This is a genomic window from Streptomyces sp. HUAS TT7, from assembly GCF_051550175.1.
Classification (GTDB): Bacteria; Actinomycetota; Actinomycetes; order Streptomycetales; family Streptomycetaceae; genus Streptomyces.
Genome location: NZ_CP196175.1, coordinates 8,269,482 through 8,283,106 on the forward strand (window position 1 = coordinate 8,269,482; position 13,625 = coordinate 8,283,106).

Consider the following 13,625-nt stretch of genomic DNA (forward strand, 5'->3'; position numbering starts at 1 on the left):
GCGCGCCCAGAAGGGCGGCGGCCGGTCTGTGGCCGGGGCGTCAGCGGACGACCTTGCCGCCGAAGTGGTTGCCCAGCCCGGTCCGGCCTCGACCCGGGTCTGCTCGCGCACGGGTGCCCGCCCCGCCGAAGTCGTGGTCCCGTCGCCCCGTCACGCGCGGTCGGGGCGGACCGCGCGGAGGATTTCCTGGAGCTTCGCGCGGCGGGGCTCGTCCTTGAGGGGGCCGGAGTCCGTGACGAGTTGCTGCGAACCCGCCTCGTCCCCGGCGAACCTGCGCTCACCGGTGCCGAGGAGGGCGGTGGCGTGCTGTTCGCACTCCGTGCGGATCGTGTCGAGCTGGTCCCGCAGGGTGCGGCGGCGGGCGCCCGCGGCGGAGCGGATCTGTTCGCGGACCTGCCAGGCGTGCCCGTACAGCGCTTGCACCAGCTGGTAGCGGGCCTCCACGTTGCCCGGATCTGTCTCCCACAGCTCGCGCAGTTCGCCCGCGAGCGGGCCGGCGTCGGCCCCGTCGGGGCGGTCCCGGTGCGCGGCCATGGTCGCCGCGACGACCAGGACCCGGCGGCTGTCGACCGTCTCGGGGTCGCTCCACCGCGCGAGGTCCTCGGCGATGCGCCGGGCCGGGGGCACGTGCCGGCCCGAGCTGATCCAGTGGTTGTACGCCTCGATCAGCAGATAGCGCAGCCGCTCGTCGTCGGAGCCGCCGTCCAGGAGCGCTCGTATCTGCGTGACGGCGTCGGCGTACTCGCCGCGGGCGATGTCGTGGCGGATGAACGACACCGCGAGTCTGCGGCGCCCGAGCTCGCCGAACGCCTCGCGGCGCGCCGTCGAAAGCACCTCCAGGACCTCGTCGTGCCGGTCGAGGCTGGTGAGCAGCCTGGCCAGGGCGCGGGCGGGGCCGGTGGCGCCGGGCAGCCGTGCCACCCACCGTTGGAGACTGGTCACGGCGGCCTCGACGACGCGGCGCTCGGCCTCGTCGCCCGGCACCGCCGATGCCTCCAGGATGGCGAACGCCGACCGGGCGGAGGGATGGTAGAGCTGAGTCGGGTCGTCGAGGAGGTTCGCGTACCGCTCGGGAATGGCGTCGCCGTTGCGCCCCCAGGAGCGGGCGATACGCCGGAACCGCTCGGGGAAGTCCTGGGTGACGGCGCCGGTGGAGGTCTCCTCGGCCGCGTCGTAGATCCGGCCCAGCGCGAAGTTGCAGGCGAGCTGGGCGAGTTGGTTGTGGCGCCCGATGATCTCGGCCGGATCGCCCTGAATGCCGAGGAGCCGCGCGGCGCGCTGCACCACCTCGTTCGCCGGGTCCAGCGGAGCCGCGTCGACGAGGCGCAGGTTGGCGATCACATCGCCGGAGTACTCGGTGAGCGGCCACTCCGCCTCCGCTCCGGTCAGCGCTCGCACAAGCCGCAGCCGCCACAGGATGCGCCCGCGCACCCACTTCTCGTGAGCCTGCTCCTCGGCCTCGTCGCCGGGCCTGCGGGTGCGCCCGTGCGTTTGTGACGCCTCTCGGTACGCCTCCTCGATCCGCTGTCGGCACAGCTTCGCGAACGGCTCCCGCACCCGGGCCGGCAACTCTCGTACGGCCGCCTCGACGGTCTCCGTGCTCCGGTCGCGGGCAGCGGCCAGCTCGGTCTCGGCGACCGAGCGGCCGACGCCGAGCAGGAGGGTCGGACTGCGGTGGGAGAGCGTGTGGTTGAGCTCTTCGAGGCGCAGATGGGCGGTGGCGATCGCGACCTTGCCGGTGCCGGCCAGGACCGGCGGCACCTCGCGCAGGTCACCGTCGAGTTCGCTGTCGGGCACCGACCCCGCGCACAGCGGCGCCGTGCCGAAGGATCCCGCCAGAACGCGGTGCACCTCGGCGCGCTCGGCAGCCCCCCGCCGGATGTCGCCGTGGGCCAGGTCCTTCAGGTACAGCGCTTCGAGATGGCGGCGCCACGCCTGCGCGGCCGGGGCGAGGTCCCCCGCGGAGGTGTGTGCCACCGCGAGGTTGCGCAGTACGCCGGGGTGGAGCGGGTCGTCCTTGAGCATGGTGCTCCAGCGCCGCCGGGCGGCCCTCGTACGCCCCAGGCGCAGATCCGACTCGGCCTGCTGCCCGCCGAGATAGGCGCGCAGCAGCGTGACCGCCTCCCGGTGCTTCAGTTCGGGCGGATAGGCGTCCAGCGTCCGCCAGGCGTCGTCGAAGTTGGCGTCGAGGCGGGCCTCGGCGGCTTCCAGGGCGTGGGCGACGCGTTCACGCGGCCCGGCGTGGGCGGGCGGCGGCGCGGGAGCGGGGACCCGGTCGGCGGGCGGAGCGCCGGCGGCTCCGGTCGCGGTCCCCGGGGGCTGCTCCGTCTCCAGTGCCGACAGGCGCTCCCCGAGGGCCAGCGCGTGGGCGGAGGGAGCGGGCTCGGCCCCCGCGAACTCCTTTGCCCTGGCGGCCAGTTTGCGCTCGACCTTCTTGGCCAGGATGCTGCGCAGACTGCCCAGCGGCTGCTGGAACAGCGCCTCGCACTCCTCCACCCGCCGACGGAACTCCTCGAACTCCATGACCAGACCGGCCGGTTCGGCGTCCTTGAACCGCTGGAGCGCCTCCAGCCACGCCTGCCGCACTCCCTCCAGACGGCTCACCAGGCCGGTCAGGACCTCCTTGTCGCCCGAGGCCCGGGCGAAGTCGGCGGCGTCCCCGAGGGCGCCCTTCGCGAGAGCCTTGGCGTGGCCGAGCGCGTCGTCGCTGAGGGCACCGAGCCGGGCGGCCGCCTCCTCGAACACCGAGAGCTGTTCATCGGGGCCCGCCGGTGCCTCCGCGGAAGCGGCCGGTGCCACCACGTCCCGCATCGGCTCGGGCGGCCCCGCGCCGAGCGCCTTCGCCGCGGACAGCAGGGCCTTCTCGTGCCGGCCGGGGTCGCCGTCCGTGAAGGCCCTGGCCGCTGCGTGGGCACCGAGGTCAGGGAAGCGCAACGGCCGCCAGAACAGCCGCTGCCGATGGATCAGCGCGGCGAGCGTGTCGGGCAGCGACCCGTCCGCGAGGCAGGCCGCGAGCCGCTCGGGAAGTTCGGCGCGGTCGGTCTCGAACAGGTCGCAGACCAGGCACAGCAGGCGGATCGCCGGCCCGTCCTGCTGCGGCAGCCGTCGCGCCAGGCGGCGTACGGTCGCGGTCGGATAGCCGTACACCATCCACTGCACGGCGAGCACGGTGAACGCGGCCGTCCCGCCCCGGCGTCGGCCCGCGAGTTCGGCGATGTCCGCCAGCTCGACGGCGAGTACGTCCCGGCTCCGCTCGGCGGTCCGGCCGCGCAGCCGCCCGTCGGCCGCCATGTCGCGGATGCCGGACCAGCGGCACTCGCCGGGCCGCAGCAGCGGCAGCACGGGTGTCGCGGCCTCCGGCTCGAAGTCGTCGCGGCCCGCGCGGATCGTGTCGGCGATCGCCTCCGCGCGGCTGCGGTCGTCGCCGTTGTAGCCGTCGGATCCGGTGCGGGCCTCGTCGAGCTGCCGGTGCGCGAGGCTCAGATGGGCCCAGACCCGGTGGTTGGCGGGAGACAGTTCGGCGGCCGCCGTCAGCCAGCGGACGGCGGCCTCGATGCGTCTGTGCCGCAGATAGAGCAGCCCCACGTGGTAGGGGTGCTTGGGGTTGGCGTTGTCCAGGCGGTGGGCGCGGGCCAGCAGGGTCAGGGCCTGCGCGGGCTCGGTCCCGGGGTGCACGCCGATCCGGAAGCAGGCCTCGACAAGGGCGTCCAACTGCCCCTGGGTCAGCGGGAGTTGCTGCTCGACGTCGACCCACAGCTGCCCGGTCATGCGCCACAGCACATCGGGCCGGCTCTCCAGTGCCCTCGGTGACTTCACGCCCGCTTCCCCTCCGCCGGGCCGCCGCCCAGCTCCTCGGGCGGCACGACAAGGATGCGTTCGCCGTCCGACACCGCGGCCCGCAGCCCGTCCGCGGACAGGGTCATCGGATGCCTCGACACATACGTCGTACGGCCCTCGCGCACCAGCGCATGCGCGCCGTCGGGGTATTCGAGGACCAGCAGCCATCCGTCCCGGGCGGCGGCCACCGGCCGGGCGCCCGGCACCGTGTGGAAGCCGACGCGTACCGCCAGTTCGGCGTCGAAGCAGACCCCGTGGCCCGCCGCGTCGACGATCGCGGTCAGCTCTCCGCCCGCCAGCGTCCCGGTGACCGCCCCGACGGGCTGGGAGACCTGGAGCAGCCGCCCGCCGGCCGGGTCGAGGCGGTGGATCCGCCGCTCGCCGACGACCAGCACGAAGTCCCGCACCCGGGCCATGGCGAGCAGCAGCGGCTCCAGGGTGTGCTCCGCCCCGGCCCGGCCGCCCGTGTACCGGGTGAGCACGCCGTCCAGGCCGCCCACCAGCAGGCCGTCGCTCTCGGCCGTCAACACCTGCACGCCCGCGCGGTGTTGGAGCACCGGCTCCGGACCGCCGCCGTCGAGCGGCAGGCTCCAGACCGTCCCTCCCCACAAGCCGATGTACAAGGTGTCGTCCGGGCCGAAGGCGAGCGCTCCCGGCACGTTGAACCGCGCTCCGTGCCGCGCCGGCAGGTCCACGGCGCGGACCTCGCCGTCCGGGTCGGCGAGGACCACCCGGCCCGACCAGTCGGCGACGGCGAGACAGCGCCGCCCGCGCGCCCACAGCCGGGGCCGGTCCCGCAACTGAGCGGTGCCGGCGGCCTCGTACCCCGCCGTGTGGACGGTCAGGGTCCGGCCGTCCAGGACGGCGAGTGCCCGGCCGTCGGGGAAGAACACCGGGCGTCCGCGCGCGGCGAGGGCGGGCCGGTCGGCCTCGTCCCAGGAAGGCGGCTCCTCGGGCGCCCGGACCGGGAAGGCCGCGGTGGTGGCGGGCTCGCAGCCCGGGGCGGTCGCCACGAGCCGCACCTCGGCCGAGGCGTTCCGGAACGCGAGGTCGCTGAACACGGCCGCGTTCCGCACGACCGGCGCGGCGAGCGTGCCGGTCAGCTCGGCGTCGGCCGGCTCGGCGCTGACGGTGACCGTGGCGTCGACCGGCCACGGCGGGGTGCCCTCCGGCACGGACCCGGTGACGCTCACGGGCGCCAGCGTGTGGCCGACGACCGCTTCGGTGACCGAGGTGTCGAACCGCAGGGTGGTGCGCGTCCCGGCGGGGAGCAGCCCCACGGCCCCGCGCACTTCGTCGATCCAGTGCGGCCGCGAGGTGGGGATCCAGTTGATCCGGTTCACGATGTACGGAACCTTCGCGGCGGCGCCCGGGTCGATGAGCAGCGGAACGAGCCGCCCGCCCTCCGGAGGGTTCAGCTTGTACGCCTCGTGCAGCTCCCACTGGCAGACGGGCTTGTCGAAGTACGTCTGCGAGTAGAGCGCGACCACATGGCGGCTGCGCGGCAGCGCCTCTTCGAGGAAGCTCTGCCAGTCCGCGCCCAGCGGGGTGCCGCTGGTGCGGGACACGTCGAGGTAGATCCTCGGCGCCCCGCCGTGCGCGGTCACACAGGCGCTGAGGGCGTCGTGCAGGTCCTTGGCCTGGATGTAGTCCTCGCGGGCGTAGCTGATGAACACGTCCCACTGCCCGGCGCCGTCCGCCGCCCCGGCGTTCTGGCCGGCCGTCGTCATCGCAGCGTCCTGGAGATCGTCGCGATCAGTTCGTCGAGCAGCGTCTGGTCGCGGGAGTCCAGCGTGCGCTTGGCGTCGCGGCGCAGCCGGCGCGCGTCCTCGACGATGCTGTTGAGCCGGCTGCGCACCGTGTACGGATCGGCGCGCAGCCGTGCCAGAGGCTCGGACTGCTGCTCGGCCAGTTCGTTGAACCGCCGTACGAGATCGGAGACTTGGATGCCCGCCTTCACCTTCTCGACCTCCGACCGGCGGGAGACCACCAGGGCTGCCAGTTCGTCGAGCTGGTCGCCCGCGCCCTTCCTGGCCGCCTTGCGCGCGCTCTTGACCTCCGCGGCGATCCCGTCCAGCGCGTGCCCGAGCCGGTCCGCGTCGCGCGCGTCGGAGATGCCGCCCTTGACGGTGGACATGAGGCGGTCGTACTTCTCGTAGAGACCGCCCACGACCATGGCGTCGGCGACCTCCACGAGCCGCTGTCCGATGGCCTGCCCGAGCTCGCGGACGATCTGCGCGCCCGTCTCGCTGCGGACGGACGAGGACAGGGCGGGCAGGACGCCCTCAAGCCCGACCAGCCGTTGCCGCAGCGTCCTCAGACGTTCGACGCTCACTCCGCCGCGCACGGATTCCATCGCGGCGACGTACTCGTCCACCACGGGGTTGACGAGCGAGGCCTCCTGCCAGCTCCTGATCGTCTCCAGAAGCTCGCGGGCCTGGGTGAGCGTCGGGTCGCGCAGCGCGATCTCGGCACAGGCGGCCGCCCGGTCCGGGTCTCGCAGCAGCCGGTAGAGGCAGGCGGCGTAGAGGAAGTTGATCCATGGGAAGCGGGGCACCAGCGCGAGCACGTGGGCAAGGAGCCGCTCGGCCTGTTCGGCGCGTCCGGCGCGCATCAGGTCGGCGGCGCGCTGCCCGTCGGCGTCGGCGATCAGCGAGTACAGGTCCTCGGTGCGGTCGGCGGGCAGCCGCGGCGCCGGGGGAGCGGCACGCCTGTCCGCCCGGCCGAGCAGGAGGGCCAGATAGGCGTCGAAGTCGTCGACGGCGACGCTGCGGCGCCACCGGGGTTCCATCCGCGCCAGCTCGCGCCGGGCGCGGTCCAGGTCACCCGTCTTGAACGCGGAGACGGCCGGCGCGGCATGGGGCGCGAGCAGGGCGAGCCGCAGTCTGCGCGCGAAGGCGGCCACCTGCTCGCCGTCGACGTCCGCCTGCGCCGCGCCCCGCTCCGCGGTGTCGAGCGCCCGTTCCAGGTCACCGCCGCGCGCCTGGCCGAGGGCGAGGAGGTAGGACAGGGTGCCCTCCTCGGGGGCCAGCTCCAGGAACGCCTCGACGCGGGCCAGCGCGCCCCGGGGGTCGGTGCGCACGGACTGGGTGTAGGCGGTGACTTCCGGCGGGGTGAGCCGGCGGCGCAGTTCATGGCGCAGCTCCCTGATCCGGTCGCGCAGGCCGTCGTCGGCGAGGGGCTCGTCGCGCAGGGGGCGCAGGATGCGCAGGGCCTCCAACTGGCCCTGCCCGTCCAGGTGGTAGAGGCAGTAGGCGCGCAGATAGCGCCCCTCCTGGTGCTCGGGATGCGCGCCCAGGTATTCGTCGAGCAGCTGGAGGGCGAGGTCGTACTCCTGCGCGGCGGCGTTGGCCCGGGCGTCCTCCAGGAGGTCCTCGTCGCCGCTGCCGAGGTCGAGGGACATCTCCCCGAACTCGGCCAGTGGCGGCGCGAGGACCAGGGCGGTCTCCGAAGCGGCCGCGGCGGCCGCCTCGCGGGCCAGCTCCTCCAGTCGCCGGTCGTGCTCGGCGAAGTCCCCGTGCCCCGTGACCTCGGTGAACTCGAAGTCAGGCGCGTGGAGCGACTGCACGGGGCGGATTTCCTGGAACGTGTGGTCACGGCCGGTGCCGGTCATGCGAGGTGCTCTCCCTCCTGCGGTGCCTCGCCGGGGTCGGGGACCGTGCCGAGCGCGTGCTCGGCCAGCTCCCGGCACAGCAGGTACTCGGCTTCCTGGTCCACCTTCACCAGCAGGAGCAGCACCCGCGCGAGCGAGCTCTGCTCGAAGAGCTGGTCCTCGTCCGCCGCGGGTTTGTGCTCCACGGGCGGCAGCCGGTCGAGCAGCCCGGTGTGGTCGGCCGCCGGATGCTTGCGGGGCAGAAGTCCCTTGAGCAGTCCGGGAGTTGCCCCGGACCGCCGGCTAGGCAGATTCCTGGTCATGGATGTCCTCGGGCTCCTCGGGCAGCAGGATCTCGCCGGTACTGGTGATGAGCTTCCGCTCGGCGCCGTGCAGGATCTCGGCGCCCTCGGCGTAGACCCCGGAGGCCCGGTCGAGGTCGTCGAGCAGTGCCCGCAGTGCGCGCTTGGCCGGGGCGTCGTCGGGTAGGTCGCGGATGCGCGGGTAGACGATCAGCTCGATCCGCCGGCGCAGCGCCTGGGAGCGGCGCCGGTGGTCGTCGGGCGCGGCCCGCTGGTGCACAACGGCACCTTCCTCCAGGTCGCCCGGGTCACCGAACGGCGTGAACTTCGCTTTGAGGCGCCGGAATTGGGCCCGGTCCTCCTCGGAGCGGTCGGGGTCGTCGAGGAGCTCCGCGACGAGGGTGAGATAGCGCGAGAGGGCGTCCCCCTCCCCGCCGAGCGCGCGCTCGCGTTCCATGAGGTCGAGGACCTCGGGCAGCATGATGCCCTTGGCCAGCCCGGTGCCCTCGTCCAGGACCGCGAGGGCCTGCTCGCGCTCGGGCTGGCCGAGGGCGAAGTAGTAGCGCACGAGCCCGTCCACGAGGGCGGCGTCACCGAGCTCGGGGTCCGCCGCGCGCACCGCGTCCACCCGCCGCCGCAGCTCCTCGAAGCCGTCCGCCGAGGGCGCCCCGGACAGCGCGGGCCCGGCCAGCCACTCCCGCAGGAGTGCGACGAGCCGCAGGACGGCGATGCCGGTACGCAGCCGCTCCGCCGTAGCGCGATCCTCCTCCGAAAGGGAGTCCTCCTCGCCCCCGTGCTCCACCTGCTCCGCGAGCCGCCCCAGCCACTCGCCCAGCTGCGCGGGGTCACCGTCCGCCCAGTCGCAGACAAGGAGCCCCAACTCGGCCTGGAACGTGGGCACTTCGCGCTCAACCGCTCTCTCGCGGGCGTCGGTGAACGCCTCCCGCGCGTCGTCGCCGCGCCCGTCGAACACCGCCTGTACGCCCTTGACGAGCTGGAGGTCGTTCACCTCGGGCGGGATGTTCTCGGTGAGCTCGCCCAGTTCCCGGACCCGGTCGAAGTGGTGCAGGGCGCCGTCCGTCTCACGGCGCCGCCAGTGCCCCACGGCCAGCTGGAGGTGCGAGACGGCGGCGATGCGGCGGCTCTGCGGCCGGGCGTCGAGCAGGGTGTGGTGCTCGACGTACAGATCGGTGACGCGGTCGTGGTTGCCGAGGCGCGCCTGGACCCACAGATTCAGGTAGGCGGTGTCCGGCGTGGGCCCCTCGGCGGCGATCAGCTCGTCGAGCACGGTCGCGGCGGCGCCGTAGCGGGCCGGTTCGTAGGTTCCCAGCATGGCCCGCACATAGGCCTGCGCGAAGCGGATCCGGTTCAGCGCCCGGCCCCGTGGCCCCTCGTTGACGGCCTGTCCGAGCAGCCGGTCGGCGCGTTCGAGGGCGTCGCGGTCGTCGCTGGCGAGCAGCGCGAGGGACTCCTCGTACGGCAGCCGCCAGCGGCTGGGCAGGACGAGGAGGAAGTAGCCGGCGCTGGCGACACTTGTCAGGAACAGCACCGGCAGGAGGACGAAGAGCAGAATGGTGGTCACGCGCGTGCCTTCCCGTCCCGGGCCTCGTGCAGCCGGAGGTCGAAGTCCGCGAGTCTCATGCCGTGTTCGTGGATCTCGCCCCGGTCCATCTGGCCGTTCTCCCGCACGCGCCGCAGTCCCGCCCTGACCTGTCCCGAGAGCTGGGCCGCGGCGTCGAGGTGGCCGAGCCCGAGGAAGGTCTCGCCGTAGTCGATCATCAGGTCGAACCGCCACCACATCAGCGTGTCCCCGTCGTGCAGCCACTGGTGCACGAAGGCGTTGGCCTCGGCCAGTTCGCCCTGGCCGAGCAGGCAGGAGGCCATCTCGTGCGCGTGCTCGCGGCGCAGCTCGTGCGGCAGCCGGCCGAAGGCCGCCCGGGCCGTCGCCTGGAGCCGACGGGCGTAGGAGTCGTCGGTGGCCCCGGCGAGGCGGACCTGGACCGCCGACCAGCCGCCGATGATGGACAGCTGTGCCGCGTACGCCTCGGTGCGCTCCGGGTCCGCCTGCACCGCGCGTTCGAGGAGCGACAGCGCCTCCAGGGGTTCGCCCAGGTCCTGGTGGGCGATCTCGGCGGCGAGCAGCAGCAGCGCGTAGCCGGGCCGGTCGACGAGGGCCGCGTGGGCGAGCCCGACCGCCCGGCGTGCCTCGCCCGCGTCACGCAGCGACCGCACCGCCGTCAGCGGGTCCATGGCGCGGCGTGCCCGGTCGAGGGAGTCGGTCAGCTGCCGCACCGCCGCCTCGTCGAGCGCGGTGGCCCGCGGCCCGGTGAGCGAGCCCAGCTCCTCGCGCACCGCGCGTACGGGCTCCACGCGCCGCATCCAGGACGCCAGCCGTCCCTCGCGCCGCGGCGGGGCGAACACGGCGGCGCAGGCGGCGCGTTGGAGCAGTCGCTCGGGGTCGTCGTCCGGCAGGGCCTCGAAGCAGCGCAGCGCCGCGACGCCCAGGCTGTGCAGACCGGGGTCGCGGGCCCCGGCCGGCAGACCACGAGCCCCTTCGGGCGTCAGATGCGCGATCCGCTCCGGCTCGGCGAAGACCTCTGCGAGCGACGGCGCGCCCCAGGCCGGCAGCGGGAGCAGCAGCGGGCGGTGTCCGGCCAGCACGACGTCGGCGGGCAGCGCGACCAGGCCGGCGCCGATCGCCTCGCGCCAGCCGGGGAACGCCCGCAGCGCGGCGGCCACCGAGGCGATCCGGTAGGCGGGCTCGTGCTCGGCGAGGGCGTCGGACAGACTGCGCCCGGCGTCCGTCTCGTAGCTGACGATCTGGAACCAGCGGTCGGCGAACTGCCGCTGTTCTCCGCGCTCTTCACGCACCACGGGGACCAGGTCGGGCCGGCGGGGCCGGGTCTGCCAGGCGAGCAGCTCGGCCCGCTGTTCCCCGCTGACCTCCTCGACCGGGATCAGCCGGTACCAGCGCCGGCGCCGGGGTGCGCGGTAGAGCGAGCCCCACCAGCCGGCCCCCGCGTACTCGGCGCCCAGCTCCTCCTCGATGACCCGTGTCCGGTCACCGACGGCTGTCGTCATATGCGTCCTCTAGCCGGTCGGCGAGATCGTCCAGGGTGTCCTCGTCCTCACCGGCGCGCACGCCGTCCAGGAACGCCCCCAGCGCATCGGTGAGCGCGGCCGGCGCCTGCCCGTCCTTGGCTGCCCGCAGCGCCTTCTTGACCACACGCCGGTACTCGGCCGGCACGTCACCGGGGTCGGTCTCGGCGACGGGTACCGGAGAGGGGGCCGGCACCGGGACGGGACTCGGTACGGGCTCCGGTACGGAGGCGACGGGGCCCGGGAGCGGCGCGGTGGCGGGCGGGGCGACGGGCGCGGGGACAGGCGCGGGGACGGTGAACGCCCCGGGGCCGGCGTCGGGCCCGGTATCCGAATCCGGCCCGGTGCGACCTCGCCGGGGCGCCGCTCCGCCGGGCCGGACGGTGGCGTACAGACCCACCAACACCGCGCGCCGCTCGGCCAGTTCGTCGACCTTGCCGATGGTGGTGCTCTGGTCGAAGGTCGCCTGGTACTCGCGCCCGGTGTTGGTGTGGGTGACCTGTACCCCGAGCAGCCCGTTCACGTCGAGCGAGAACTCGACCTCGAACTGGTGGTAGCCCTCGGGGCGCGGCTCGATCTCGTCCAGGTGGATCGTGCCGATCAGGGCGTTGTCATAGACGTACTCGCCCTCGCCCTGGTAGATCGCCGCCTCGATGCGGTGGGCCTGCTCGGGATTGGTGTACGTCTTCACCTGGCGGGCCGGGATCTTGGTGCCGCGCGGGATCAGCGCGTTGAACCGGCCCTGCTGGACCCCGACGCCCAGGGTGTGTTCGGTGATCAGGGTGACGGTGTAGTCCTGTTCGTCCGCGGACCGCTCGGCATTCGGCCGGGTGGTGAGGTCGAACGCGGGCGACGGCTCGAACCGGTTGGCCACGATGGCGGCGCCCCGGGCGACCAGGGTGTCGGGGTTGGCGTCGCCGCGCACGAACCCCTCGTCCTGGTCGAAGTAGTCGAGCAGCATCTGCTTGACCCGGGGGATGCGGGTGGAACCACCCACGAGAAGCACCGCGTTGATGTGGTCGCGCTCCACGCCCTTGGCGGTCCTGGCGAAGTTCAGCGCCTCGTCGACCTGGCGCAGGGAGCGGTCGAGGATGGGCTGGATCAGCGCCTCGAAGCCGGCCCGGTCGAGTTCGAGGGGGGCGGTGCCGGAGCCGAGGTCGATGGTGGTCGTGGAACGCAGGGACAGTTCGCGCTTGGCGACCTCGGCGGCGGCCTTGATCCGCAGCCGGTCCATGTCCTTCGGCAGCGTCTCGCCGAGGCTCTCGGCGATCCACGTGGCGACCGCGTCGTCGAAGTCGCCACCGCCCAGACGCTGGTCACCGGCGGTCGCGATGACCTCGATCTCGTCGTCCCGGGTCTCGATGATCGACACGTCGAACGTGCCGCCGCCCAGGTCGAAGACCAGGTAGATCTGCCGCTCGGACTCGGCCCGGTCGACCCCGTAGGCGATGGCGGCGGCGGTGGGCTCGGGGATGAGCTGGCGGGGGTAGAGCCCGGCGAGCAGGGCGGCTTCCTCGGTGGCCTTCTTCTGCCGCTCCATGAAGTACGCGGGCACGGTGACGACCGCGTCGTGGATGTCGGCGCCCAGCGCCTGTTCGGCGATCCGCTTCATCCGCATCAGGACCAGGGCGCTGATCTCCTGCGGCCGCAGCCACTCGGTGCCGAGCCTGGCCCGTACCGGGTCGCCGACGGCGTAGCTGCCGTCGGCACCGAAGTGCTGGAGCAGTTCCGGGGTGAACACCGCGCCCATCTCGCGTTTGATCTCCACCAGCGCGTCGCCGGCGCCCGCCTCCTGGCTGATGGCGTCCTTGGCGTCATGGCCGACGACCAGCGCGCCGGTGGCCGGGTCGATCCGTACGACCGAGGGCGTGGCGACGGCGGCCGCACCCTCGTGTTCCGGGTCGGCGAGGATCTTGGGCGCGAAGTCGTCGGGGTCGTAGGCGGAGACGGCGGAATAGGTCGTGCCGAGGTCGATGCCGACGACCCGGTGCAGCTCTTCTTCCATGCGGGATCCTCCGGGGTCAGTCGTCGTTCACTCGTCGGCGAAGCCATCGAGCACGTGGGTGCGGGTGAAGTCACTGGTGAAGTCGGTGCGGGTGGTGTCCATGGGGTGATGGACGCTCTCGCCGGCCGCCGTCAGAAAGGTCTCGATCTCCCGGCGCAGCACGGTGAGCCCGGCGTCCCGGTCGTCGAGGACGGGCTCCCAGGTCGGTTCGAGGCGCAGCAATGGCAGCGGCGGAAAGCGCGCGTCGTGCAGGGCACGGGCCTCGGCGCTCTCCAGGCTGACGGCATGTGCGGCGACGATCTCGTCCTGACTCGCACCGCGAGCCTGGAGCTGGGCGTCGTAGCGGGCGGCGGCCGCGCGGATCTCCTCGGCGGTGGCCTCGGGCGCCACGCCGAGCCGCGCGTACTCGGTCGCCCGCGGCACGACCATGGGCAGCCCGAACAGTTCCCCGCCGCCGGCATCGGCAACCGACATCCCTGAGCCCCCGTTCCCCGTACCCGTACGCGCCCCGCACTCGTACCCGTGACCCGCTCCCGCCGATCCGCGGGCTGGTTTCGTGCCGGGTCGGCCTGCCGTCACTTACGTTCGTCGACATCGGTTGACGCACCACGACCTCGTACGGCCGTGATGTTGCCGTCGATTGTAGAGGCGTGGGACACAACTTGCCTCAGATGTAAGCCAGTTGGGGCGGGTGAGGCGGATGTGGCTGAAACTGATCGTGTCTGGGGGAGCGGCGGTTGTCGCGGACGGCTGGGCGGAATGACGCCCCCGCCCAGTCCGAACGGGGTGG

At 73.6% G+C, this 13,625-nt stretch carries 8 protein-coding genes; all 8 read right to left on the reverse strand.

Annotation, left to right across the window (positions count from 1 at the left end):
* Nucleotides 1-150 precede the first annotated feature (150 nt).
* The 8 genes from ACSHXC_RS37575 to ACSHXC_RS37610 are packed head-to-tail and all read right to left on the reverse strand — an operon-like array spanning nt 151 to nt 13,309.
* Complete coding sequence (locus ACSHXC_RS37575) at nt 151-3,816, reverse strand: hypothetical protein (RefSeq protein WP_438295809.1); 3,666 nt, start codon at nt 3,814-3,816, stop codon at nt 151-153.
* Nucleotides 3,813-5,567 carry a TIR domain-containing protein gene (locus ACSHXC_RS37580; protein ID WP_438295810.1) on the reverse strand — a complete coding sequence of 585 codons (1,755 nt, stop codon included), beginning with the start codon at nt 5,565-5,567 and terminating at the stop codon, nt 3,813-3,815. The genes ACSHXC_RS37575 and ACSHXC_RS37580 overlap by 4 nt, the downstream gene beginning before the upstream one ends.
* Nucleotides 5,564-7,450, reverse strand: coding sequence for a hypothetical protein (locus ACSHXC_RS37585; protein WP_438295811.1), 1,887 nt, complete (start codon nt 7,448-7,450; stop codon nt 5,564-5,566). The genes ACSHXC_RS37580 and ACSHXC_RS37585 overlap by 4 nt, the downstream gene beginning before the upstream one ends.
* Entirely contained in the window at nt 7,447-7,752 is a 306-nt protein-coding gene (locus ACSHXC_RS37590) for a hypothetical protein (RefSeq protein ID WP_438295812.1), read from the reverse strand. The genes ACSHXC_RS37585 and ACSHXC_RS37590 overlap by 4 nt, the downstream gene beginning before the upstream one ends.
* Nucleotides 7,733-9,313, reverse strand: coding sequence for a hypothetical protein (locus ACSHXC_RS37595; RefSeq protein ID WP_438295813.1), 1,581 nt, complete (start codon nt 9,311-9,313; stop codon nt 7,733-7,735). Before ACSHXC_RS37595 ends, ACSHXC_RS37590 begins: the two co-directional genes overlap by 20 nt.
* Complete coding sequence (locus ACSHXC_RS37600; RefSeq protein WP_438295814.1) at nt 9,310-10,812, reverse strand: hypothetical protein; 1,503 nt, start codon at nt 10,810-10,812, stop codon at nt 9,310-9,312. Before ACSHXC_RS37600 ends, ACSHXC_RS37595 begins: the two co-directional genes overlap by 4 nt.
* A complete protein-coding gene (locus ACSHXC_RS37605; RefSeq protein ID WP_438295815.1) occupies nt 10,793-12,835 on the reverse strand; it encodes an Hsp70 family protein in 2,043 nt (680 codons plus the stop codon). Before ACSHXC_RS37605 ends, ACSHXC_RS37600 begins: the two co-directional genes overlap by 20 nt.
* 27 nt (nt 12,836-12,862) lie before the next feature.
* Nucleotides 12,863-13,309 (reverse strand): hypothetical protein, encoded by a 447-nt coding sequence (locus ACSHXC_RS37610; protein WP_438295816.1) that lies wholly within the window; start codon nt 13,307-13,309, stop codon nt 12,863-12,865.
* Nucleotides 13,310-13,625: the final 316 nt, after the last annotated feature.